Raw genomic sequence first — 21,587 nt, forward strand, 5'->3', positions numbered from 1 at the left:
AATACCCTCAAAATGGTCATTTGGCACCGCAGGTTACCGCAGAGGGGGTCCGGCGACCGGCAGCCGGTGACGGCGATTCGAGGCACTGGTCACGGGTACTCGCGCCGGGTCCGTTCGCAGGACATCGACGAAGGAGGAGAAGCGCTGTGTCGCAGGTCGAGGAATCCATCGAGGTCGGCGTGCCGGTGCACACCGCCTACAACCAGTGGACCCAGTTCGAGACGTTCCCCGAGTTCATGGAGGGCGTCGAGCGCATCGAGCAGCGTGGCGACACTCTCACGCACTGGGTGACGAACGTGAACGGCGTCCACCGGGAGTTCGACGCGGAGATCACGGAGCAGATCCCGGACGAGCGGGTCGCCTGGACGACGGTCTCCGGAGAGGCGAAGCAGGCGGGGGTGGTCACCTTCCACCGCCTCGACGACAGCCACACCAAGGTGATGCTGCAGATGGACTTCCAGCCCGACAGCGTCACCGAGAAGGTCGGTGACAAGCTCGGGTTCGTGAAGCGGCAGACCAAGGGTGACCTGGAGCGCTTCAAGCGGTTCATCGAGCAGCGCGGTCAGGAGACCGGTGGCTGGCGCGGCGTGGTCGTCTGACCGGCCCGGTCCCTCAGGCGTCCGCCGTCCGGCATTCCGGGTGGCCCCAGCCCTGTGCGTTCTTGGCGATGGGCTCACCGGCGGCGTAGCCCCGGCCGCACAGACAGCGGCCGGGGAACTTCGCCTTGATGGTGCGTGAGGAACCGCCGCCGCGCGGCTTGGCCGCGGCCGGCCGGCGGCGCGGACTCTTCGCGGGGGCGTCCGGGGCGGGCGGCGGCTCCGGGGAGCCGAGGGCGCTGCCCGCGGGTTCCTGGACGGTCGCCGCCCGGCTCGCGGCGCGGTCGGCGAAGTCGTTGAGCCGGTCGCCGTCGACCTGGTGGGCGGGCACGTAACGGAACTCCACCGACCGCCCGTCGAGCAGTTCGTCGATGCGCACCACGAGGTCCTGGTTGGCGACCGGCTTTCCGGCGGAGGTCTTCCAGCCGTTGCGCTTCCAGCCGGGCAGCCAGGTGGTGACCGCCTTCATGGCGTACTGGGAGTCCATCCGGATCTCCAGCGGCACCGCCGGGTCGGTCGCCGCGAGCAGCCGCTCCAGGGCGGTGAGTTCCGCGACGTTGTTGGTGGCCCGGCCGAGCGGTCCCGCCTCCCAGCGCTCCGGGGTCTCCGTACTGTCGGCGACGACCCAGGCCCAGCCCGCCGGGCCCGGATTTCCCTTCGAAGCCCCGTCGCACGCGGCCACCAAACGTTCACGCATGACCCCGATCATGCCATGGGCGCGCGGGGTCTCCGGCCTCGGGCGGGAGGGCTCTCAGCCCACGTCGGTCGTCTGCGGCATCTCGCCCTCGGTCCTGGTGATGTCGATGACCGAGAAGTTCGCGCCCTGCGGGTCGCTCAGGGCGGCGAACCGCCCGAACGGTGTGTCCATCGGCCCGAACCGCAGTACGCCGCCGAGCTCCGTGGCCCGCGAGACGGCCACGTCGCAGTCCTCGACGGTGAAGTACACGTTCATGTAGGGGTCCACCTCGGGCGGGAACTCGTCCCCCATCTTCATCCGGCCCAGCACGCTGCGGTCGTCCAGGTCGAAGATCCGGAAGTCGACGGCGTCGTCCTGCATCTGCTTCGCCCGGTACGGGAACAGCGCGGGCCAGAACGCGTCGGACTTCTCGGGTGCGCGGGTGAAGACCTCCGCCCAGCAGTACGCGCCGGGTTCGGCCATCGCCTCGAAGCCCTCGTGCCGGCCGGCCTGCCACAGGCCGAAGACGACGCCGCCGGGGTCGCGGGCCAGGCACATGGTGCCGTAGTCGCCGACCTGCATGGGCTCCATCAGCACCTCGCCGCCCGCCGACCGGACGCGCGCGGCCGTGGCGGCGGCGTCCTGCGTCGCGAAGTACAGGCACCACTGCGAGTGACCTTCGTTGCCGGACATCGGCGGCACGACGGCCGCGACCGCCTTGCCGTCGGCGTAGGCCTCGGTGTAGTTGCCGTGCTCCGACGACGCCTCGCCGAAGGTCCAGCCGAGGACGCCGCCGTAGAACCGCTTGGCTCCCTCGACGTCACCGAACATCGCGTCGGCCCAGCAAGGGGCCCCCTCAGGTTGTACCGCCATGACCGCGGCCTTTCGGGATTCGATTGGTTGGTCCGTTTTTTCACGCTAGTCACCCTCGGTCCGGGTCGCGCGCCGAACGTGCCCGGACGCGCGGGACGGCACGGCGGCCGGCCACCGGGCCGGGGCCCGTGCATGCCCTGGGGACGGGGGCGGGCGGGGTCCGGATCGATGCCTCGCCGGCCCTCGGCGAGGATCTCCTCCACCGGCCGCCCGGCAGGGAACTGTCCGGCCGGGCGGCCGGCCGAGGACCGGTGAACGGCCCTCTCCCGGCCCTACTCCCCCGCGTACGCCTTCTCCAGTTCGGCGATGTCGAGCTTGCCCATCGACATCATCGCCTTGGTCGCGCGGCCCGCCTTCTCCGGGTCCGGGCCGCCGATCATTTCCGTCAGCCGGACCGGCACGACCTGCCAGGACAGTCCGTACTTGTCCTTGAGCCAGCCGCACGGGCCGGGCGTGCCGCCGTCCTCGGTGAGCCGGTCCCAGTAGAAGTCGACCTCCTTCTGGTCCGCGCAGAGGATCTGGAAGGAGACGGCCTCGTTGAAGGTGAATTCCGGGCCCCCGTTCAGCGCGACGAACCGCTGGCCGTTCGCCGTGAAGTCCACGGTCAGCACGCTGCCCGCGGGGCGCGGGGCCCCCTCGCCGTAGTGGGTGACGCCGGTGACGGCGGAGTTCTCGAACAGGGACACGTAGTACTGAGCGGCTTCCTCGGCCTGGTCGTCGAACCAGAGACACGTGGTGAATCCGTCGGTGGTCATGTCTGCCTCCCGAAGGCTTGGCATGGAGAACGGTCATCTGTGTCGACCGGTCGGCGCCGCGGAACTCATCGGTCGGCGGGCCGGACAATTCACGCGTACAGCCATACACCGGAACTAACATCACGTTCATGAACTCACCGCAGCCGGCGTCCGTCCGGCCCTTCCGTCTCGACGTCCCGCAGCGCGACCTCGACGACCTGCACGACCGCCTCGACCGGACCCGCTGGCCCGAGGGGCTGACCGGGACGGGATGGGCGTACGGCGTGCCGCCGGAGTATCTGCGCGAGCTGGTGCGCCACTGGCGGCACGAGTACGACTGGCGCGCCGCCGAGGCACGGCTCAACGAGTGGCCGCAGTTCACCACCACGATCGACGGCGCGAACATCCACTTCGCGCACGTCCGGTCGGCCGAGCCGAACGCCACGCCGCTGATCGTCACCCATGGCTGGCCCGGTTCGATCGTGGAGTTCCTCGACGTGGTGGGCCCGTTGGCGGACCCGGCCGCGCACGGCGGCGACCCGGCCGACGCCTTCCACGTGGTGGTGCCGAGCATTCCCGGCTTCGGGCTGTCGGGGCCGACCACGGAGCCGGGCTGGGAGGGCGGCCGGGTGGCGGACGCCTGGGCCGAGCTGATGCGGCGGCTCGGTTACGAGCGGTTCGGCGCGCAGGGCGGCGACTGGGGAGCGGCGATCTCCCGCGAACTGGGCCGCGCCCACCCGGACCGGGTGATCGGCGTCCACCTCAATCTGCTGCCGGGCGCGCACGCGGCCACCGAGCCGACCGAGGAGGAGCTGGCCGCGCTCGGCCCCGAGGAGCGGGAGCGCACGCTCGCCTCCTGGCGCCGCTGGGCCGCCTGGACGAGCGAGGGCACCGGCTACTCCGTCCAGCAGGCCACCCGGCCGCAGACCCTGGCGTACGGCCTGACGGACTCGCCCGTCGGTCAACTCGCCTGGATCGTGGAGAAGTTCCGCGAGTGGACGGACTCGCGGGAGCTGCCCGAGGAGGCGGTCGACCGGGACCGGCTGCTCACCAACGTGATGCTGTACTGGCTGACCGGCACGGCGGGTTCGTCGGCGCGCATCTACTACGAACGCGCGCACGCCACCGGCCGGGCCGCGCGGCCCGCGGAGCCGTCCACCGCGCCGACCGCGCTCGCCCTCTTCCCGGCCGAGCCGCAGATGCCGCTGCGGTACAAGGCGGAGCGCACCGAGAACCTGGTGCGCTGGACGGAGTTCGACCGGGGCGGGCACTTCGCCGCGATGGAGGAACCCGACCTGCTGGTCGACGACGTACGGGCGTTCTTCCGGCAGCTGCGCGAGAAGGACGGCGACTGACCGCGCGCGAGGGCCCTTTGGCCGCTCTGCTCGTGGCGAATCTGCTGCGGGCCTATACCTCCCCGGAGAGGGCCGCGCCGGGCCGAGAGTGGAGAGGCGGCGCCGAGCACGGCGCCGCGACCGCCGCCACGACTCGACAAGGAGCGCCGATGTCTCCGTTCGCCGCCGGCCCGGTGCCGGCCCCGCTGCCCCGGGCGGAGGAGGGCGACACCCCTCCGACCCGGTTCGACGACCACCTCGCGGCCCAACTGCTCGCGCAGCGCATCGTGCTGCTGGGCACGCAGGTGGACGAGGTGTCCGCCAACCGGGTCTGCGCCCAGCTGCTGATCCTGTCGGCCGAAGACCCGCGCACCGACATCGCCCTGTACATCAACAGCCCCGGCGGCTCGGTGCACGCCGGTCTGGCCATCTACGACACGATGCGGCTCATCCCGAACGACGTCTCGACGCTCGCCATGGGATTCGCCGCCAGCATGGGCCAGTTCCTGCTCGCCGTCGGCGCGCCCGGCAAGCGGTACGCCCTGCCCAACGCGCGGATCATGATGCACCAGCCGTCCGCGGGCATCGGCGGCACCACGGCCGACGTCGAGATCCAGGCGGAGAACCTGGAGTTCACCAAGCGGACCATCGAGCGGATCACCGCCGAGCACACCGGGCAGAGCGTGGAGACCATCTCCCGGGACGGCGACCGGGACCGCTGGTTCACGGCCGAGGAGGCCAGGGAGTACGGCATGGTGGACCGGGTCGTGGAGTCCCTCGCGGACGTCCGCCCGGCCTCCTCACGACGCAGGACGGGGCTGTAGCCATGGGGACGTACACGATTCCGAACGTCGTCGAGCGCACCCCGCAGGGCGAGCGGTCGTACGACGTGTTCAGCCGGCTGCTGTCGGAGCGGATCATCTTTCTCGGCACCGAGATCGACGACGGCGTCGCCAACGTCGTCATCGCGCAGCTCCTGCACCTGGAGTCGGCGGCGCCGGAGAACGAGATCGCGCTCTACATCAACTCTCCCGGCGGCTCGTTCACTTCGCTCATGGCGATCTACGACACGATGACGTTCGTGCAGGCGCCGATCTCGACGTTCTGCGTCGGGCAGGCGGCGTCGACGGCGGCGGTGCTGCTGGCCGGCGGGGACCCGGGGCGGCGGTTCGTGCTGGAGCACGCGCGCGTGCTGCTCGGGCAGCCGGCCAGCGGCGGCCGGCAGGGCACGGTGTCCGACCTGACGCTCCAGGCCAAGGAGTTGGTGCGGATCCGCTCCCAGGTGGAGGAAGTGCTGTCGCGGCACACGCACCACGACGTGGCGACGCTGCGCGCGGACATGGACCGCGACAAGGTGTTCACCGCCCAGGAGGCGGTGGCCTACGGGCTGGCCGACGAGGTGCTGAGCCGGCGCCTGATGACGGTCTGAGACGCCGGCCCGGGGGCGCCGTCAGGCGGCCAGGCACAGCCCGCCGTGCCGCGAGGCGGACGTGGCGCGGCCACCGGTCGCCTGCCGTGAGGTGATCCGGGCGAGTTCGCCGTGGGCCCGGGACAGCAGGTCGCCCAGGCCCAGGCCGAGGGCGTGGGCGGCGGCCGCGAGGACCTCCGACGAGGCCTCCTTGCGGCCCCGCTCCACCTCCGACAGGTACGGCATGGAGATGCGGGCGGCGTCGGCGACGTCCTTGAGCGTGCGTTCCTGGGCCAGGCGTTCCTGGCGCAGGACGTCGCCCACCAGATCGCGCCACAGGGGTTCCTTCGGGGCGGGGGCCGACGGCAGGGAGCGCGGCGCGGGTGTCCTCTGCTCGGGGGAGGCCGGCTCGGAGGAGGCCGGGCGCAGCCGGATGACACGGGCGTGGTTCGTCGCTTGGATACTCACCCCTCAAGCCTAGGAGTCCTGGTCCCGGAGGGAAGGGATGGGCGTTCCGCCCTGGGTGAATCACGGGGGCGCGCGGGACGCCCTTCGCGCCGCCCGCGAAAATAGGGGGGCATGCACGGCCGACCCCGGGGTACGCGCTCTTGGGGAAGCACCCAGGCAGACGTCATCGCCAAGACTTTTTGTGGGGAGAGGCAATGGACACCGCCGTGATCCGGCCGGAGGTACAGGGCTCCGAGGAGACCGCCGAGACCAGGATGCAGGACGGGAACCTGCCGGGAGTAGAGGACCCGAAGACCGTGGCGCCGCGTGACGCCCGGGAGTTGTCCCGTCAGTTCTTCCGTCGGCTGACGGAGCTCGAAGAGGGCACGCACGAATACCAGTACGCGCGCAACACCCTGATCGAGATGAACATGTCCCTGGTGCGGTTCGCGGCGGGCCGGTTCCGGGGCCGCGGCGACGACATGGAGGACATCGTCCAGACCGGCATGATCGGTCTGATCAAGGCGATCGACCGGTTCGACTTGTCGCGCGAGGTGGAGTTCACGTCGTTCGCGCTCCCGTACATCGTCGGTGAGATCAAGCGCTTCTTCCGTGACACCACATGGGCCGTGCACGTGCCGCGCCGGCTTCAGGAGCTGCGTGTCGAGCTCGCCAAGGCCCGCGAGGAACTCGCCAGCCGGCTGGACCGCGAACCGACGGTCAACGAGCTGGCCACGCTGCTCAACATCTCCGAGAAGGAGGTCGTGGAGGCGCAGATCGCCGCCAACGGCTACAACTCCTCGTCGCTGGACGCCGCGCTGACGGGCGACGGGCCGGAGAACGGCGAGGCCGTTCTCGCCGACTTCATCGGCGTGGAGGAGGACGGGCTGCGGCTGGTGGAGGACTTCCAGTCGCTGGCGCCGCTGATGGCCGAGCTGAGCGAGCGGGACCGGCAGATCATCCATATGCGGTTCGTGGAGGAGGCGACCCAGGCGGAGATCGGCGAACGGCTCGGCTGCTCGCAGATGCATGTCTCGCGCCTGATCAAGCGCCTGATCACACGCTTGCGTGAGGGGATGCTGGGCGAGCTGGGCTGCGCCTGAGCGAGGACCGCGTCGGGCGGGGCCGCTGTCGGCGTGCGGCTGCGCCCGGCGCTCCCGCATGTCCGGCGGCCCTCGGCGTCGTATACGTGGCCCACGTCGGGCGGCAGTGAACCGCCGTGGAGTCGGACGCCGTCCGGCGACTTCGCGCGGCTCACGCTCCCCGGCGGTTTCGGACGACTTCACACGTGACCACACACACATGACCGGCCTCGCCCGTACGCGATCGGCCGGTCGTTTCCGCTGAGCGCGTGCCTCAGCCGGCCAACTCCAGGGTGGCCCGCACTCGCTTGCCCACCGGCACCCGCTCGACGACGATCTGCTTCGTCAGCGCGTGGACGATCTCCAGGCCGTGCATGCCGACCCGCTCCGGGTCACGCGGGAACCGCCGTGGCAGCGCGGCGCTGCTGTCGTAGACGAGGACGGTCACCGACGCGTCGGTGCCCTCCAGCTCCAGGATGTACGGGCCGTTGCTGTGCCGGTCCGCGTTGGTGACCAGTTCGCTCACCACCAGGAGCACCGCTCCCTCGGTGCGCCCGTCGATCTCGGCGCACCACTCGTTCCTGAGCTGCTCCAGGAACTGCGCCGCGAAGGCCCGGGCCTCGGCGATGCATCCGGGCTCGCCGGTGTAGTGCGCCGCCCGCCGAAGCGGTTCCACGGGCACGTCGAAACCAGTCGGTATCACTGTCCCGCCCACGTACTGGGTCATGCGTTTCTCTCTCGGAAGCCGGCCTGGCCGGACACTGCTGCAACTGTGCTCGTACCCCGTGCGGGCCCGCGCAGTCCCCTCCGCGGGGCCGAGCCTGACACCGGGGACATCTTCCCATCCGTGCGGGGCACCCGGGCAGGGAACCGGGGACCGGGGCCGCAACCGCGCCGTCGTGGTGATCCCGCGGGGGTACGCCGGCCCGGCGGGAAGGGCGTGCGATGAACGAGCTCATGGCCGCGCGGAGCCTGACGACCCGCCCGGCGGTCACGCTGGGCGGAGACGCCGTCGGCCAGATCAAGGAAGCGGTCTTCGACGGGCGCGCCGAGCGGATCGCCGGCTTCACGCTGAGCGGTCTGGGGCTTTTGTCGGGTTCCCTGCAGCACGGCCTGCCGTGGCCGGCGGTGCACTCCCTCGGCCACGACGCGGTGATGATCCGCGATCCCCGGCGGCTGGTGCGCTCGGACGTCGTCGCCGCGTACGGCGGGCCGCTGCGGGGACGGCTCATCGGCGCACGGGTCCGTACGGACGACGGCGACGAGGTCGGCACGGTGCTCGACGTGATCGTGGTGGGCGGCGCGAGCGGCCGGGTCGTGGGGTTCCGGATCGCCGGGCCGCGGACGCTGACGCCGCTGACCGGGCGCCGCCGCCGTCCGGTGTACCTGCCGCGGGGCGAAGCGGTCGCCGTCTCCGGCCGGACCCTGGTGGTGGAGTCCGACGTGACCCGTTTCACGGCGGAGGACCTGCCGGCCTTCGCGGTGCGGGCCGGGGCGTTCCACCACTCCCGGAAGGGCTCGCCGTCGTGATGCTGTTCACGCAGGTGCGCGGCCTGCCGGTGAGGGGAGCGGGTATCGGCGCCGAGGTGGGCGTCCTGCAGTCGCTGACCGTCGACGTTGCCGCCGGCACGGTCACGCAGCTGCGCGTCCGCACGGGCCGGCTCGGCAAGGCGGTCCTGCCGTGGTCGGCGCTGCGGTCCTTCGGGCCCGGCGGCGTGATCGTCGACGCGCCGCACTCCCCCGGCCCGGTGCCGCCGCACCACGACGTCCTGGACCGGCGGATCCTCACCGACGCGGGCGAGCTGCGCGGCACGGTGCTGGACGTCGCGTTCGACCAGGACACCGGCCGGATCGAGGCGGTCTTCACGACGCTCGGCGAGGTGCCGCCGCGCCGGCTGCTCGGGCTCGGCGACTACGCCCTGGTCGTCCTCGCGGGCTGAGCCGGACCGCTCACATCGCCGGGGAGCTGTCCGGCTGCTGCTCGCCGGAGCCGGGCGCCGACTGCGGCGGCGTGCCGGGCGCGGGCTCGGACGCCGGCGGCGAGTCCTCGGGCGAGGGCTCCTCGGAGGTCGGCGGGTCCGGCGACTCCGGCTCCGGCTCGGGGGTGGTGCCGTTCTCGCGCGGGGAGGACTCCTCGTCCGGCTCGGCCGGCGTCGACGGTGTCGTGACGCTCGCCGACGGGGTGGGCCGGTCGGCCGGGGGCTCCGTCTCGCGGTCCTTCCCGCCGGTGTCGCCCTTGGCGCGGGTGAACCAGGTGCCCTCCTCGGGGTCGTAGACGACGAAGGACTTGACCGGTTGCTTCGCGGGCGAGACCGCGACGACGCCCGCCGGGTCGTACGACGGCCAGGAGTCGCCGGTCCGGCGCGGGGTGCCCTGCTGGGCGACGGGCGCGGTCAGCGGGTTGCCGCAGGCGCACCGCACGCGGGGCTCGCCGCGGTCGTCGATCAGGACGGCGGTGCCCGCCTGGAGGACGGCCTGGTAGCTGGTGGCGGCGCCGTCGCGGTAGCCGTGGTTGGTGACGCGGGTGTCCATGCGCAGTTGCACGGGGGTGAGGGAGCGCAGATGGGCCGGGACGCCGGACGGCGCGACCCGGGCGACCGAGGCGAACGCCCTGTTCTTCGCCGGGTCCGCCGCCAGGGCCTTGATCTGCTTCTCGACGTCGCAGCTGGCGACGTTGCGCGTGCCGCCGTAGAGGCCGGGCGCGCCGCCGTCCACGCCGCGCACCGCGTTCGCGGACGGCGACTGGGTCGTCGGGGACGGGGTGACGGGCGGGGCCGAGTCGTCCTTCGCCGTCGACTCGGTGAACGGGTCGGGGCCGGACTTGCCCGCGGCCTGGAGGAAGATCTCGCCGCCGGCCTCCGAGCCGCCGTCGGGGCGGCTGAAAACCAGAGCGACGATCACGGCGGCGGCGACGACCGCGGCGATGGTCGCCACCCTGGGCACGGACCGCCACCAGGGTCTGCCCGGTTCGGACGGATCCCGGTGGGCACCGCCCGACGAGGGCGGCGGCGGCGGTCCGGAGGGCGGCTGTGACGGCGGGCCGGACGACGGAGGCTGCGACGAGGGCGGTCCGGACGACTGCCGGGTGGGGCCCTCGGAAGGACCGGACAGCGGGCCGGAGGGCGGCCCAGTGGGGCGGCCGGATGACGGCGGTTCGGCGCTCATCGAGCTCTTCTTCCCGCGTGGGTCCGTGCGGCTTCTTGTGCGTCCTCAAGCGCCTCAGGCGTTCTGATGCACTCTCACGCGCAGGAAATGTGCCGCTTTGTTCACAACATTCTCATTGTGTGCCCGTGTCCCGGGTCGCCCGCAAGCCGACGCGGACGGCCGAGCCCGGCGGGCGCACCCGACGGTGGCTGCCTAGCGTGGCAGCGTGAGCTCACGGACCCCCTCCGATCAGGCCGTCGTCGCCCGCCACGGCTGGGTGCAGGCCGGCGCCACCGTGCTGGCCGGCCTGATCGCCATGGCCGTGGTCGCCGCGCTGGGGCTGTGGGCCGCCGGTGCCACCGGCCTGCCGGACAACGCGTTCTGGCGGGTCGTGGCCGCGACCCTCGTCACGGCGGTAGGCGGCGTCGTCGAGATGTCGGGGGACGCCGGCGGACTGGCCGACACGGACGCCGGGCTGACCGTGATCCCGCTGTCCGTCACGCTGACCGGCGCGCTCGTGGTCGCCGCCGGTTTCCTGCGTCCGCTGCGGCACCGGGCGGTCGCGGGCGCCCGGGAGCTGGCCGGCTGGGCCGGGCGGATCGCCGCCCTGTGGCTCCTGGCGCTCCTGGCGCTGGTCCTCGCCGCGCGCAAGACCTTCGAGGTGTCCCTCGGCGAAGGGGCGCCGGCCGACATCGGCGAGCTGTTCGGGGTGTCGCCGAGGGTCGGCTTCCGCGCCGACGCGCCGCTGACGCTGCTGTTCGGCCTGTTGTGGCTGGCCGGTGTGCTGGTGCTGGCCATGCTGGTGGCGGCCGGTGCGCCACTGCCCGGCCGGCTGCTGCGCTTCGCGGCGGCGGTGCGTCCGGCGGCGTACGCGATGGTGGTGCTGCTGCTGGTGTACGTGGCGCTGGGTGTCGTGATCGGCCTGGTCGTCGCGGTGACGCGGGAGCACCCGGCGGAGACCTTCGCGGTGCTGCTCCTCGGTCTGCCGAACCTGGCGTGGCTCGCGCTCACGCTCGGTCTGGGCGCCGCCTGGGAGGGCCGGGCGGAAGGGCCGTTCGGGCTGCCGATGCCGCAGGCGCTGGACGAGGTGCTGCGGGCGCCCGGCGGGGCCACGCTCGACGTCGGCACGCTCGCCGAGCAGGACGGCCGGGTGTGGTGGCTGGTGGTCGCCGCCGCGGTGCTCGTGCCGGCCGCCGGGTTCCTGATGGCGACGCGGTCCCCGGCCCGGACGCGTCTGTGGCAGCACGCGGTGCACATGGCCGTGGCGCTCGCCCTCACGGTGCTCATGATCTGCCTCGTCGCCCGGCTCACCGCGCACTACGGCCTGTCCGTGCTCGGCATCGGCGATCTGGGCGGCGACCTGGCCGGGGAGCTGTTCCTGCGGCCCCGGCTGTGGACGGCCGTCGGACTGGCCCTGCTGTGGGGCCTGGCCGCCGGTTTCCTGGGCGGTCTGCTGGCGCGTCCGGTGCGCCGCCGGGGCGAGGCCGCGGCCGACCGCGGGCGGTGAGCGGCGCGGCTCCGGGGACGCTACGGGCCGGGGCGGAACACCGGCTCGGCCCAGCGCGGCGGCCGGGCGGGCCGGTCCGCCGCCGCCGCGACCCGCAGGTCGACCTGCGTCGCGGGACGGTCCGTCGCGACGGCGCCGGTCAGGGCCGTGCGCAGGGCGGCGACGAAGGCCAGGCAGGAGTCGTGGCGGTCGCCGGGGCTCTTGGCCAGGGCCCTGGCGAAGACGGCGTCGACCTGCCGGGCGAGCTCGGGCCGGGCGCCGGTCAGCGGCGGCGGCTCGTCGTACTGGTGGGCCCACAGCAGGGCCATGTCGTCGTCGCGGCGGAACGGCGGGTGCCCGGCGAGGGTCTCGTACACGACGCAGGCGAAGCCGTACACGTCGCAGCGGGCGTCGACCGGGCGGCCCGAGATCTGCTCGGGTGCCACGTAGTCGAGGGTGCCGACGAACTGGCCGACCGTGGTGAACCCGGTCAGCGACAGGGACTTCTTGGTCAGGCCGAAATCGGTGAGGTACACGTGCTCGGGGTGGTCGCTGTCGGTGCCGCGCGACACGAGGATGTTGCCCGGCTTCACGTCCCGGTGCACCAGGCCGTGGGCATGGGCGGCGTCGAGCGCCGAGGCGACCTGCGCGGCGATGCGTACGGCGGTGGCGGGCGGCAGCGGGCCCTGCCGGTCGAGGAGATGGCGCAGGTCGCTGCCGGCGACGTAGCGCATGGCGATGTACAGCACGCCGTCCGTCTCGCCCGCCTCGAAGACCGGCACGATGTGCGGGTGGTCGATGGCGGCGGCGACCCGGGACTCGTGAGTGAAGCGGCGCCGGAAGGTGTCGTTGCGGGCGAGTTCCGGCGCGAGCAGCTTGAGGGCGACCGTGCGGTCCAGCCGGAGGTCCCGGGCGCGGTAGACGACGGCCATGCCGCCGCGGCCGATCTCGTCCTCGATGCGGTAGGCCGCGATCTGCCGGCCGACGAGTTCGGAGGGGCGGCCGGAGGAGGGGCCGGTGCCGCCGGGCATCAGCGGTCACCGTCGGGCGTCACGACCCGGGTGGGGGCGTGGCCCTGGTCGGCGGCGGCCACCGGAGCGGGGTCCGGGGCGCCGGCGCGGGGCTTCTCGTCGGCGGCGTACGTGGTGAGGCGGGTGCCGTCGGCGTAGACCCAGCGGCCGTGGTCGCTGTCGTACAGCCACACGGACTCCCCGTCGACGACCGCCCCGATGCGCAGCCCGCGGGTGCGGTCGCGGAAGGTCTCCCCGTCCAGAGCGCCGGAGGAGAGTTCCTCGACGGCGCCGAGGTAGCGGGCCAGGGCCTGTTGGGCACGGGCGAGGAGCGGGCGCGGGTCGGCGGTGCGGGTGAGCGGGCCCTCGGCGGCGGGCGGGTCCTGGGGCACGGCGATCAGCAAGCGGCCGTCGACCCACGCCGACCAGCCGTTGGAGCACAGTACCCGCGCCCAGTCGCCGCTCCGTTCCAGGAGCTGGACGGGCAGCAGCGCGTCGAGGGGCACGGTGGGCCGGGCCGGGTCGGGCGCGTCCCAGGCGGTCATGCCGTCCTGCGGGACGACGTGCGTGGGCCGGAAGCCGGGGGTCGTCATGGGCGCCTACTTCCGCATCACGGCGGGTTCGTGCCGCCGCAGCAGCCGGGAGACCAGGAAGGCGAGGACGGCCGACAGCACGACCAGCATGCCGACGTTCAGCAGCCACACCCCGGCGGAGTGCTGGAAGAGCGGGTCGGCGGTCAGGTCGCCTGGCACGATCCGCGCGAGGCCCACGGTGCCGGCCATGGCGCCGAGCGCCCACCGCGACGGAACCAGCCACGACAGCTGTTCGAGGCCCGGCACGCCGTCCAGCTTCAGCAGGGCGCCGCAGAACACGACCTGGACGATGGCGAGGAGGACGAGCAGCGGCATCGTGACCTCCTCCTTGCGCACCAGCGCGGACACGAGCAGGCCCAGCATCATGGCCGTGAACGCGAGCAGCGCGACGGCGACGATGATCTCCACGAGCGGTGGCAGCAGCACGCCCTTGCCGCCGGGCGCGTTGAGGTCGACGCCGAGCAGGGCGACGAGGGTGAGCACCACGGCCTGGAGGACGGTGATGGCGCCGAGGACGACGATCTTGGACAGCAGGTACGCGGATCTGGACAGGCCGACGGCTCTCTCCCGCTGGTAGATCACCCGTTCCTTGACGAGTTCCCGGACGGCGTTGGCCGCGCCCGTGAGCACGCCGCCGACGCAGAGGATCAGCAGCGCGTTCATCGCCGTCTCCCGCGTCAGGGTGCCGCCCGCCAGGGCCCGGGCCATGGCGCCCATGACGAACGGCAGCGCGATCATGATGGCGAGGAAGGTGCGGTCGGCGCTCAGGGCGGCGGCGTACCGGCGGACCAGGGTGCCGAGCTGGGCGGTGCGGCTGCGGGGGCGGGGCGGCGGGGTGATGACGACGGGTCCGGAGCGCGGCAGCGCGGGCTGCGCGGAGGCGTCGGCGACGTACCGGCGGTGTTCCGGCGCGTGGTGGAAGTCGCCCGCCCAGTCGCGGTCGGCGTCCCTCTCGAAGGCCTCGAAGGCCTCCGGCCACTGCTCGAATCCGAAGAACTCCAGCGCCTCGTCGGGCGGGCCGTAGTAGGCGACCTTGCCGCCGGGTGCCAGGACGAGGAGGCGGTCGCACACGTCGAGGCTGAGGACGCTGTGGGTGACCACGATGACGGTGCGGCCGTCGTCGGCGAGGCCGCGCAGCATGTGCATCACCGAGCGGTCCATGCCGGGGTCGAGGCCGGAGGTCGGCTCGTCCAGGAACAGCAGTGACGGCTTGGTGAGCAGTTCCAGGGCGACGCTGACCCGCTTGCGCTGCCCGCCGGACAGGCTGTGCACGGGCTGTCCGGCGCGCTGTTCCAGGCCGAGTTCGCGGATCACCTCGTCGACGCGGGCGCGGCGCTCGGCCCTGGCGGTGTCCTGGGGGAAGCGCAGCTCGGCGGCGTAGGTGAGGGCGGCGCGGACGGTGAGCTGGGCGTGCAGGATGTCGTCCTGCGGGACGAGTCCGATGCGCTGGCGCAGCTCGGCGTAGTCGCGGTAGAGGTCGCGGCCGTCGTAGACGACGGTGCCGTGGTCGGCGGGCCGCTGGCCGGTGAGGGCGCCGAGCAGGGTGGACTTGCCGGCGCCGCTCGGGCCGACCACGGCGAGCAGGCACTTCTCCCCCACCGGGAACGACACGTGGTCGAGCAGTGTCTTGCGCCCGCGGTCCACGGCGACGGTGAGGTCCTGGACGTCGAGGGAGATCTCGCCGGTGTCGACGTACTCCTGGAGGGTGTCGCCGACGAGGCAGAACGCCGAGTGGCCGATGCCGACGATGTCGCCGGGGCCGATGGGGGCGGCGGTGACGGGCCGGCCGTTGAGGTAGGTGCCGTTGTGGCTGCCGAGGTCGGCGATCTCGTAGGTGCCGTCCGGCAGGGCGCGCAGTTCGGCGTGGCGGCGGGAGACGACCAGGTCGGCCACGACGAGGTCGTTGTCGGGGGCGCGGCCGATGCGGACGGTGCGGGTGGGCAGCGGCCGTACGGTGGTGGGCTGCCGGTAGGTTCCGGTGCCCGCCGGGTTGGCCACGGCGGACGGGCGTTCCGGCGGCGGCCGGGTCCGGCCGAGGAGGACGGCACGGGGGCCGTCGGCGGGGCTGCCGAAGCGGATGACGCTGCCGGGTCCGACGTTCCCGAAGTCCACGCGGCGGCCGTCGGCGTAGGTGCCGTTGGTGCTGTGCTCGTCCTCGATCGTCCAGTGGCCGTCCTCGGGGCGCAGCACGGCGTGGTGCCACGAGACCCGGGCGTCGTCGATGACGATGTCGCTCGACGGGTCGCGTCCGACGTGGTAGTCGCGGCCCGGAGTCATCACCGTGGAGCCCGTTTCGGTCTCCACGACGAGTTCGGGCGCGATCGGCGCGAACGGCCGCTCTGCCATGACTGGATTCTACCGATTCGACCAGATGTGCGCCTGATCTGCGGGCGGGGTCAGGCGACGGGGACGACCAGCGCCGGGATGGTCCGCTGCATGCGCAGGGCGTCCACGGACTCGGCGAGCAGTTCGTACTCGGTGGTGTCGTCGCCGGTGGCGATGCGAACCAGCCGTCCGGCGGCCAACTCCTCGGCGATCAGCTCCTGTTGGGCGACGTCGCCGCACCAGGCGCGGAGCACGGCGGGCACGTCGGGCACCGTGGCGGCGACGGGGACGAGCGCGCCCGGCGGTAAGTGCTCGGCGTCGGGCCGCGGGTCGAGGCGGTCGGCGATCCAGCAGGCGCGGTCCCGCAGCCACCACAGGGCGAGGGCCAGCGTGGGCGCACGGTACGTGCCCAGCGGGACGCCGATGCGTCTGCCGTCGCAGACCCCGTACGCGGTGACGTGGCACAGGAATTCGTCGTGCACGGTGGCCTCCCCCGTCGCAGCGCTCACCTGCCGGGCGGGCCTGGCTGTCCGTGCGGCCGGCGTGCTGCCTGTTCTCGTACCGTGGGCTCGTGTGCTGTGCGTGAGGGCGCTGTCGCGCGGCGTGAAGCGCTCCCGCAGTTGAGTATGTTCACTGCTGAATCACTGTCACCATGCCTTTCCGGCCAGTCTCCTGGCATATTCACCGCGCGAACTGGCCGGAATCCGGCGGCGTCCGGACGGACCGGGCGCAGGACCGGGAGGTGCCGGCGCATGACCTGGGAGGTAATCGACGGTCCGGCCGGGCGCGGGCATCGTGGGAACCGCCGGGCCGACCCGCGGACCCGGCTCCCGACCAGCGGATACGACCTCGATGGAGGCTGATCGCCCATGCCCGCACACCCGAACCGCTACGAGGACGCCGTCGCCCGGTATTTCGCCGCCTGGAACGCCGGTGATTCCGGCGCCCGCGCGAAGGCGGTGGCCGCGGCCTGGACGGAGGACGGCGCCTACACCGACCCGCTGGCCGACGTCCGGGGACACGACGCGATAGCCGCGGTGATCGCGGCGGCCCGGGAGCAGTTCCCGGGGTTCGCCTTCCGGCTCTCCGGCGCCGTGGACGGGCATCACGACACGGCCCGGTTCTCCTGGGAGCTGGTGAGCGAGGCGGACGGCTCCGCGCCGGTGGCCGGCTCGGACGTGATCACCCTGGACGCCGCCGGACGCATCAGGTCGGTGCTGGGCTTCCTGGACCGGGTGCCGGCCCAGGGGTGACGGCCGTCCGCGATGAGTTCCCGGGCTTCCGGGGGTCTGTGGTGTGAGAGACCACGGGAACACCGCCGGAAGCCGGAGGACATCATGGGCACGACCGGAACACTGGACGCGGAATTCACCGCCGTCCTGCGCAAGAGCCCCGCCGAGGGCGGCTGGACGTATCTCGTCTGGCCCGGGTCCGTGGAGTTCTTCGGCACCCGGGGGCTGGTCAAGGTCCGCGGGACGATCGACGGGCATCCGTTCCGCAGTGCGTTCATGGCGCTGGGGGACGGCACCCACAAGCTGCCCGTGAAGGCCGGTCTCCGCAAAGCGATCGGCAAGGGGGAGGGCGACCCGGTCACCGTCCGCCTGGAGGAGCGGCTCGGCTAGGAGCCGCTCCCCCGGCACGGACCGCGCGCCCGGACCGCCGCGCCGGTGCGGCCCGTCCCTGCACCCGGACCGCCGCGCCGGTGCGGTCCGGTCCGTCCCTACGCCCGGACGACCGCGTCGATGCGGGCGGTCTCGTCCGCGTCGAACTCCAGGTTCCCGATCGCGGCGACGCTGTCCTCCAGCTGCTGCGGGCTGCTCGCGCCGACCAGGGCGGAGGTCACCCGGCCGCCGCGCAGCACCCAGGCCAGCGCCATCTGCGCCAGGGACTGGCCGCGGGACTTCGCCACGTCGTTCAGGGTGCGCAGCCGGCCCACCAGTTCCTCGGTGACGGCGTCGGAGTTCAGGAAGGGGCTGTCGCTCGCGGCGCGGGAGTCCTCGGGGATGCCGTTCAGGTAGCGGCCGGTGAGCAGGCCCTGCTCCAGCGGCGAGTAGGCGATGGAGCCGACCTGGAGCTCGTCCAGCGCGTCGAGCAGGCCCTCGTCCTCGGGGCGCCGGTCGAGCATCGAGTAGCGCGGCTGGTGGATGAGGAGCGGGGTGCCCAGCTCGCCGAGGATGCGGGCGGCCTCGCGGGTCTGCTCGGCGGAGTAGTTCGAGACGCCGACGTAGAGGGCCTTGCCCTGCTGCACCGCGGAGTGCAGGGCGCCCATCGTCTCCTCCAGGGGAGTCTCCGGGTCCGGGCGGTGCGAGTAGAAGATGTCGACGTAGTCCAGGCCCATGCGCGTCAGGCTCTGGTCGAGCGACGACAGCAGGTACTTGCGCGAACCCCATTCGCCGTACGGGCCCGGCCACATCAGGTAGCCGGCCTTGGTGGAGATCACCAGCTCGTCCCGGTAGGAGGCGAAGTCGGCCCGCAGCGCCTCGCCGAAGGCGGACTCGGCGGCGCCGGGCGGCGGCCCGTAGTTGTTGGCCAGGTCGAAGTGCGTGACGCCCAGGTCGAAGGCGCGGCGCAGGATGGCGCGCTGGGTCTCGACCGGACGGTCCGGGCCGAAGTTGTGCCACAGGCCGAGCGAGAGCGCGGGGAGCTTGAGGCCGCTGCGTCCGGTGCGCCGGTAGGGCATGTCCGCGTAGCGGTCGGGGTGTGCGGTGTACAACGCGACTCCAGAGGGGTTGGCACGGGGTGCCGGGGCTTGTCGGAAACCGGGTCCCACTCTCGCGCGGCCTGCGGGCAGTGGTCCAACAGAAGAATCCGATGGGATTCAGCGGCTACGCTTCTCAATCATGGAACTGCGCCATCTCCAGCACTTCGTGGCGGTCGCCGAGGACCAGCATTTCACCCGCGCGGCGGAACGGCTGCTGGTCTCCCAGTCCGGCCTGTCGGCGTCCATCCGTGCCCTGGAGCGGGAGCTGCAGACACCGCTGTTCGTGCGGACGACCCGCCGGGTGACCCTCACGGAGGCCGGACGGGCGCTGCTGGGCGAGGCCCAGCGGATCCTCGCGCAGGTACGGGCGGCGCACGAGGCGGTCGCCGCGGTGCAGGGCGTACTGCGCGGCACCCTGTCGCTGGGCACCGAGCAGTGCATCGCCGGAGTCGATGTGGCGGGGCTGCTGGCCGCGTTCCGACGCCGCCACCCGGACGTGGAGATCCGGCTGCGGCAGGCCGGCTCCGGGGAACTGGCGGAGGAGGTCGCGGCCGGCCGTCTCGACCTGGCCTTCGCCTACCGGACCCAGGCGGACACCGACCAGTTGCGCTCCGCCTCGCTGACCAGTGAGCCGATGACCGTGCTGTGCCACTCCGGCCACCGCCTGGCGGCCGGCGGGACGGCGCTGACCCCGCAGGACCTCGCCGACGAGGTGTTCGTCGACTTCCACCCCGACTGGGGGCCGCGCCGCGTCACCGACACGGCGTTCGCCGCGGCCGGGGTGCGGCGGACGGTCGCGCTGGAGGTGAACGACGTGCACGGCCTGCTCGACCTGATCGGCGAGGGCCTCGGCGTCGCCGTCGTGCCGCGGCACTTCCGCGCCAAGCGGGCCTCCCTCGTCTCGCTGCCGCTGAAGGGCACCGGCGAGGCCGCCTACGAGACGATCGCGCTGCTGCCGCCGCCGCAGGCCACCAGTCCGGCGGCCCGGGCGCTGATGGCATTGCTGGAGACGGGGAGCGCGTGAGCCCGGACTGGGCGATGGTGGACGGTATGCATGCCAAGGACATCCTCATCGAGGCCTACGGCCGCATCCGGGAAGAAGTCCACGCCACCGTCGAGGACCTCGGCCCCGACGACCTCAACGCCCGCCCCGCCGACGACACGAACTCGATCGCCTGGCTCGTCTGGCATCTCACCCGCGTCCAGGACGACCACATCGCCGACGCCTTCGCACTCGACCAGGTGTGGCTGACCCGGGACTGGGCCAAGCGGTTCGGGCTGGACCTGCCCCGCCACGACACCGGGTACGGGCACAGCGCGGCGAAGGTGGCGAAGGTGCGGGTCGACTCCGCCGACCTGCTGACCGGGTATTACGACGCCGTGCACGAGCAGACCCTCGGAGCCCTGCGCGAGCTGACCGCCAGGGACCTGGAGCGTGTCGTGGACGAGCGCTGGGACCCGCCGGTCACCCTCGGCGTCCGGCTGGTCAGCGTCCTGTCCGACGATCTCCAGCACGTCGGACAGGCCGCCTACGTCCGGGGGCTGCTTCAGAGCACGTCCGCGTAGCCCGGCAGGACGACGTCCTCGATGAGGGCGCCCCGCTCGTCGAACGGGATGAACGCGCTCTTGAGTGCGTTCACCGTGACCGTGCGCAGGTCCTCGGCCGTCCAGCCCGCCTGCTCGACCAGCAGGGACATCTCACGGGTCATCGTCGTGCCGGACACCAGCCGGTTGTCCGTGTTGAGGGTGACGCGGAAGCCGAGGTCCTTCAGCGCGGTGATCGGGTGCTCGGCGATCGAGGTGGCCGCGCCGGTCTGGAGGTTGGACGTCGGGCACATCTCCAGCGCGATCCGGCGGTCGCGCACCCAGCCGGCGAGGCGGCCGAGCTTGCCGGCGGCGAGGTCGGGGATGTCGTCGGTGATGCGCACACCGTGCCCGATGCGCTGGGCGCCGCACACCTGGAGGGCCTGGTGGATGCTGGGCAGGCCGTGGGCCTCGCCGGCGTGGATGGTGAACGGCACGTTCTCGCGGCGCAGGTGCTCGAAGGCGGCGAGGTGGTCGGCGGGCGGGAAGCCGTCCTCGGCGCCGGCGATGTCGAAGCCGACGACCCCGGCGTCCCGGAAGGCGACGGCCAGGTCGGCGGCCTCGCGGACGCGGTCGAACATCCGCATGCCGCACAGCAGGGTGCCGACGCGGACCGGGGTGCCCGCTGCCGCCGCCCTGGCCATGCCGGCGGCCAGGCCCTCCTGGACGGTCTCCACGACCTCGGGCAGGGTCAGGCCGCCCTTCAGCATCAGCTCGGGGGCGTAGCGCACCTCGCCGTAGACGACGCCGTCGGCGGCCAGGTCGAGGACGTACTCCTCGGCGGCGCGCAGCAGGCCCTCGCGGGTCTGCATGACGGCGAGGGTGTGCTCGAAGGTGGCGATGTAGCGGACCAGGTCGCCGGAGTCGGCGGCCTCGACGTACCACGCGGCCAGCTCGTCGGGGTCGGTGGTGGGCAGGGTGTGGCCGACCGCTTCGGCGAGTTCCACGACGGTGGCGGGGCGCAGGCCGCCGTCGAGGTGGTCGTGCAGGACCGCCTTGGGCAGGCGGCGGAGGACGGCGGCGTCTATGCGCGTAGAGTTCATGGGCGGTGTTTCCTCGGTGCGGGGCGTTCGGGTGGGGCCGCGGGGGTGCTAGGCGGCGGGCTGGAGCAGGTCCCAGCGGTTGCCGTACAGGTCCTGGAAGACGGCGACCGTGCCGTACGGCTCGTGGCGCGGCTCCTCCAGGAAGGTGACGCCGGCGGCGAGCATGCGGGCGTGGTCGCGGGCGAAGTCGTCGGTGTGCAGGAAGAAGCCGACGCGTCCCCCGGTCTGGTCGCCGGTCCGGGCCCGCTGCGCCTCACCCTTGGCGCGGGCGAGCAGCAGGTCGGTGCCGGGCCCGTCGGCGCCGGCCCGGACGACGACCCAGCGCGAGCCGTCGGGGCGCGGGGTGTCCTCGACCAGCCGGAATCCGAGGGCCTCGGTGTAGAAGCGGATCGCCTCGTCGTAGTCGCCGACGACGAGGGTGACCAGGGCGATGCGTCTCATGCGGACCTTCCGGGCGGTGCGATTGACGGGTGAGGTTATACGTAAAACCCGGTGGACGCCAGTCCATGGCGGTCCGCTTCCGGCGGGGCCGGCGGGAAAGCGGAAGGCAG

The 21,587-nt window shown here is 72.9% G+C and carries 25 protein-coding genes; 12 read left to right on the top strand and 13 right to left on the bottom strand.

What is annotated here, in order from left to right:
* Positions 1-146 precede the first annotated feature (146 nt).
* Positions 147-599: an SRPBCC family protein gene (locus QC282_RS15325; RefSeq protein WP_279549927.1), complete on the top strand. Its 453-nt coding sequence runs from the start codon at positions 147-149 to the stop codon at positions 597-599.
* 13 nt (positions 600-612) lie between these two features.
* Here QC282_RS15325 and QC282_RS15330 read toward each other — a convergent pair whose 3' ends face one another.
* From QC282_RS15330 to QC282_RS15340, 3 genes are all read right to left on the bottom strand, one after another.
* A complete protein-coding gene (locus tag QC282_RS15330; RefSeq protein ID WP_279549928.1) occupies positions 613-1,305 on the bottom strand; it encodes a ribonuclease HI in 693 nt (230 codons plus the stop codon).
* Between the two features lie 42 nt (positions 1,306-1,347).
* Positions 1,348-2,145, bottom strand: coding sequence for a VOC family protein (locus tag QC282_RS15335; protein WP_279549929.1), 798 nt, complete (start codon positions 2,143-2,145; stop codon positions 1,348-1,350).
* Between the two features lie 272 nt (positions 2,146-2,417).
* A complete protein-coding gene (locus tag QC282_RS15340; protein WP_279549930.1) occupies positions 2,418-2,900 on the bottom strand; it encodes a VOC family protein in 483 nt (160 codons plus the stop codon).
* 128 nt (positions 2,901-3,028) lie between these two features.
* On the opposite strand from QC282_RS15340, the gene QC282_RS15345 reads away from it, so the two are divergent.
* The 3 genes from QC282_RS15345 (at position 3,029) to QC282_RS15355 (ending at position 5,642) form a co-directional block, all read left to right on the top strand.
* Complete coding sequence (locus tag QC282_RS15345) at positions 3,029-4,234, top strand: epoxide hydrolase (protein WP_279549932.1); 1,206 nt, start codon at positions 3,029-3,031, stop codon at positions 4,232-4,234.
* Positions 4,235-4,383: 149 nt separating this feature from the next.
* The gene (locus QC282_RS15350) at positions 4,384-5,037 is read left to right on the top strand and encodes an ATP-dependent Clp protease proteolytic subunit (protein ID WP_279549933.1); all 654 of its coding nucleotides are present in this window, start codon (positions 4,384-4,386) and stop codon (positions 5,035-5,037) included.
* A 2-nt stretch (positions 5,038-5,039) separates the two neighbouring features.
* Positions 5,040-5,642: an ATP-dependent Clp protease proteolytic subunit gene (locus QC282_RS15355; RefSeq protein WP_279549935.1), complete on the top strand. Its 603-nt coding sequence runs from the start codon at positions 5,040-5,042 to the stop codon at positions 5,640-5,642.
* A gap of 21 nt (positions 5,643-5,663) precedes the next feature.
* Here QC282_RS15355 and QC282_RS15360 read toward each other — a convergent pair whose 3' ends face one another.
* Complete coding sequence (locus QC282_RS15360) at positions 5,664-6,089, bottom strand: helix-turn-helix transcriptional regulator (protein ID WP_279549937.1); 426 nt, start codon at positions 6,087-6,089, stop codon at positions 5,664-5,666.
* Between the two features lie 194 nt (positions 6,090-6,283).
* Here QC282_RS15360 and QC282_RS15365 point away from each other — a divergent pair, with 194 nt between their 5' ends.
* On the top strand, positions 6,284-7,171 hold the full coding sequence (locus QC282_RS15365) for an RNA polymerase sigma factor SigF (RefSeq protein ID WP_279549938.1): 888 nt from the start codon (positions 6,284-6,286) through the stop codon (positions 7,169-7,171).
* Positions 7,172-7,424: 253 nt separating this feature from the next.
* Here the strand turns inward: QC282_RS15365 and QC282_RS15370 are convergent, their stop codons facing one another.
* A complete protein-coding gene (locus QC282_RS15370; RefSeq protein ID WP_279549939.1) occupies positions 7,425-7,877 on the bottom strand; it encodes an ATP-binding protein in 453 nt (150 codons plus the stop codon).
* A gap of 218 nt (positions 7,878-8,095) precedes the next feature.
* On the opposite strand from QC282_RS15370, the gene QC282_RS15375 reads away from it, so the two are divergent.
* Both QC282_RS15375 and QC282_RS15380 read left to right on the top strand, forming a co-directional pair.
* Positions 8,096-8,680, top strand: a complete 585-nt coding sequence (locus QC282_RS15375; protein ID WP_279549940.1) for a PRC-barrel domain-containing protein — start codon at positions 8,096-8,098, stop codon at positions 8,678-8,680.
* Positions 8,680-9,090: a PRC-barrel domain-containing protein gene (locus QC282_RS15380; protein WP_336621073.1), complete on the top strand. Its 411-nt coding sequence runs from the start codon at positions 8,680-8,682 to the stop codon at positions 9,088-9,090. The genes QC282_RS15375 and QC282_RS15380 overlap by 1 nt, the downstream gene beginning before the upstream one ends.
* A 10-nt stretch (positions 9,091-9,100) precedes the next feature.
* Here QC282_RS15380 and QC282_RS15385 read toward each other — a convergent pair whose 3' ends face one another.
* Entirely contained in the window at positions 9,101-10,315 is a 1,215-nt protein-coding gene (locus QC282_RS15385) for a DUF6777 domain-containing protein (RefSeq protein ID WP_279549942.1), read from the bottom strand.
* A 205-nt stretch (positions 10,316-10,520) separates the two neighbouring features.
* Here QC282_RS15385 and QC282_RS15390 point away from each other — a divergent pair, with 205 nt between their 5' ends.
* The gene (locus QC282_RS15390; protein ID WP_279549943.1) at positions 10,521-11,801 is read left to right on the top strand and encodes a streptophobe family protein; all 1,281 of its coding nucleotides are present in this window, start codon (positions 10,521-10,523) and stop codon (positions 11,799-11,801) included.
* A gap of 20 nt (positions 11,802-11,821) precedes the next feature.
* Here the strand turns inward: QC282_RS15390 and QC282_RS15395 are convergent, their stop codons facing one another.
* From QC282_RS15395 to QC282_RS15410, 4 genes are read right to left on the bottom strand one after another with little or no spacing between them, the layout of a single operon-like run.
* A complete protein-coding gene (locus QC282_RS15395; RefSeq protein ID WP_279549944.1) occupies positions 11,822-12,811 on the bottom strand; it encodes a serine/threonine-protein kinase in 990 nt (329 codons plus the stop codon).
* Positions 12,811-13,383 carry a hypothetical protein gene (locus tag QC282_RS15400; RefSeq protein WP_279549945.1) on the bottom strand — a complete coding sequence of 191 codons (573 nt, stop codon included), beginning with the start codon at positions 13,381-13,383 and terminating at the stop codon, positions 12,811-12,813. Before QC282_RS15400 ends, QC282_RS15395 begins: the two co-directional genes overlap by 1 nt.
* Positions 13,384-13,389: 6 nt before the next feature.
* Positions 13,390-15,729 (bottom strand): FHA domain-containing protein, encoded by a 2,340-nt coding sequence (locus tag QC282_RS15405; protein WP_279549946.1) that lies wholly within the window; start codon positions 15,727-15,729, stop codon positions 13,390-13,392.
* A gap of 50 nt (positions 15,730-15,779) precedes the next feature.
* On the bottom strand, positions 15,780-16,190 hold the full coding sequence (locus QC282_RS15410; protein ID WP_279549948.1) for a hypothetical protein: 411 nt from the start codon (positions 16,188-16,190) through the stop codon (positions 15,780-15,782).
* A gap of 387 nt (positions 16,191-16,577) precedes the next feature.
* Here QC282_RS15410 and QC282_RS15415 point away from each other — a divergent pair, with 387 nt between their 5' ends.
* Both QC282_RS15415 and QC282_RS15420 read left to right on the top strand, forming a co-directional pair.
* Entirely contained in the window at positions 16,578-16,961 is a 384-nt protein-coding gene (locus QC282_RS15415) for a nuclear transport factor 2 family protein (protein WP_279549949.1), read from the top strand.
* An 84-nt stretch (positions 16,962-17,045) separates the two neighbouring features.
* The gene (locus QC282_RS15420; RefSeq protein WP_279549950.1) at positions 17,046-17,330 is read left to right on the top strand and encodes a DUF1905 domain-containing protein; all 285 of its coding nucleotides are present in this window, start codon (positions 17,046-17,048) and stop codon (positions 17,328-17,330) included.
* 98 nt (positions 17,331-17,428) lie between these two features.
* Here the strand turns inward: QC282_RS15420 and mgrA are convergent, their stop codons facing one another.
* Positions 17,429-18,421 (bottom strand): L-glyceraldehyde 3-phosphate reductase, encoded by a 993-nt coding sequence (gene mgrA, locus QC282_RS15425; protein ID WP_279549951.1) that lies wholly within the window; start codon positions 18,419-18,421, stop codon positions 17,429-17,431.
* Positions 18,422-18,548: 127 nt separating this feature from the next.
* Between mgrA and QC282_RS15430 the strand changes: the two genes are divergently transcribed.
* A complete protein-coding gene (locus tag QC282_RS15430) occupies positions 18,549-19,433 on the top strand; it encodes a LysR substrate-binding domain-containing protein (protein ID WP_279549952.1) in 885 nt (294 codons plus the stop codon).
* Between the two features lie 26 nt (positions 19,434-19,459).
* Positions 19,460-19,975 (top strand): DUF664 domain-containing protein, encoded by a 516-nt coding sequence (locus tag QC282_RS15435; RefSeq protein ID WP_279550024.1) that lies wholly within the window; start codon positions 19,460-19,462, stop codon positions 19,973-19,975.
* Here the strand turns inward: QC282_RS15435 and QC282_RS15440 are convergent.
* Together QC282_RS15440 and QC282_RS15445 are read right to left on the bottom strand one after the other, a co-directional pair.
* Positions 19,957-21,036, bottom strand: coding sequence for an adenosine deaminase (locus QC282_RS15440; RefSeq protein WP_279549953.1), 1,080 nt, complete (start codon positions 21,034-21,036; stop codon positions 19,957-19,959). The genes QC282_RS15435 and QC282_RS15440 overlap by 19 nt on opposite strands.
* A 48-nt stretch (positions 21,037-21,084) precedes the next feature.
* Entirely contained in the window at positions 21,085-21,477 is a 393-nt protein-coding gene (locus tag QC282_RS15445) for a VOC family protein (protein ID WP_279549954.1), read from the bottom strand.
* Positions 21,478-21,587: the final 110 nt, after the last annotated feature.

This window comes from Streptomyces sp. DH24 (assembly GCF_029813775.1).
Lineage (GTDB): Bacteria > Actinomycetota > Actinomycetes > Streptomycetales > Streptomycetaceae > Streptomyces.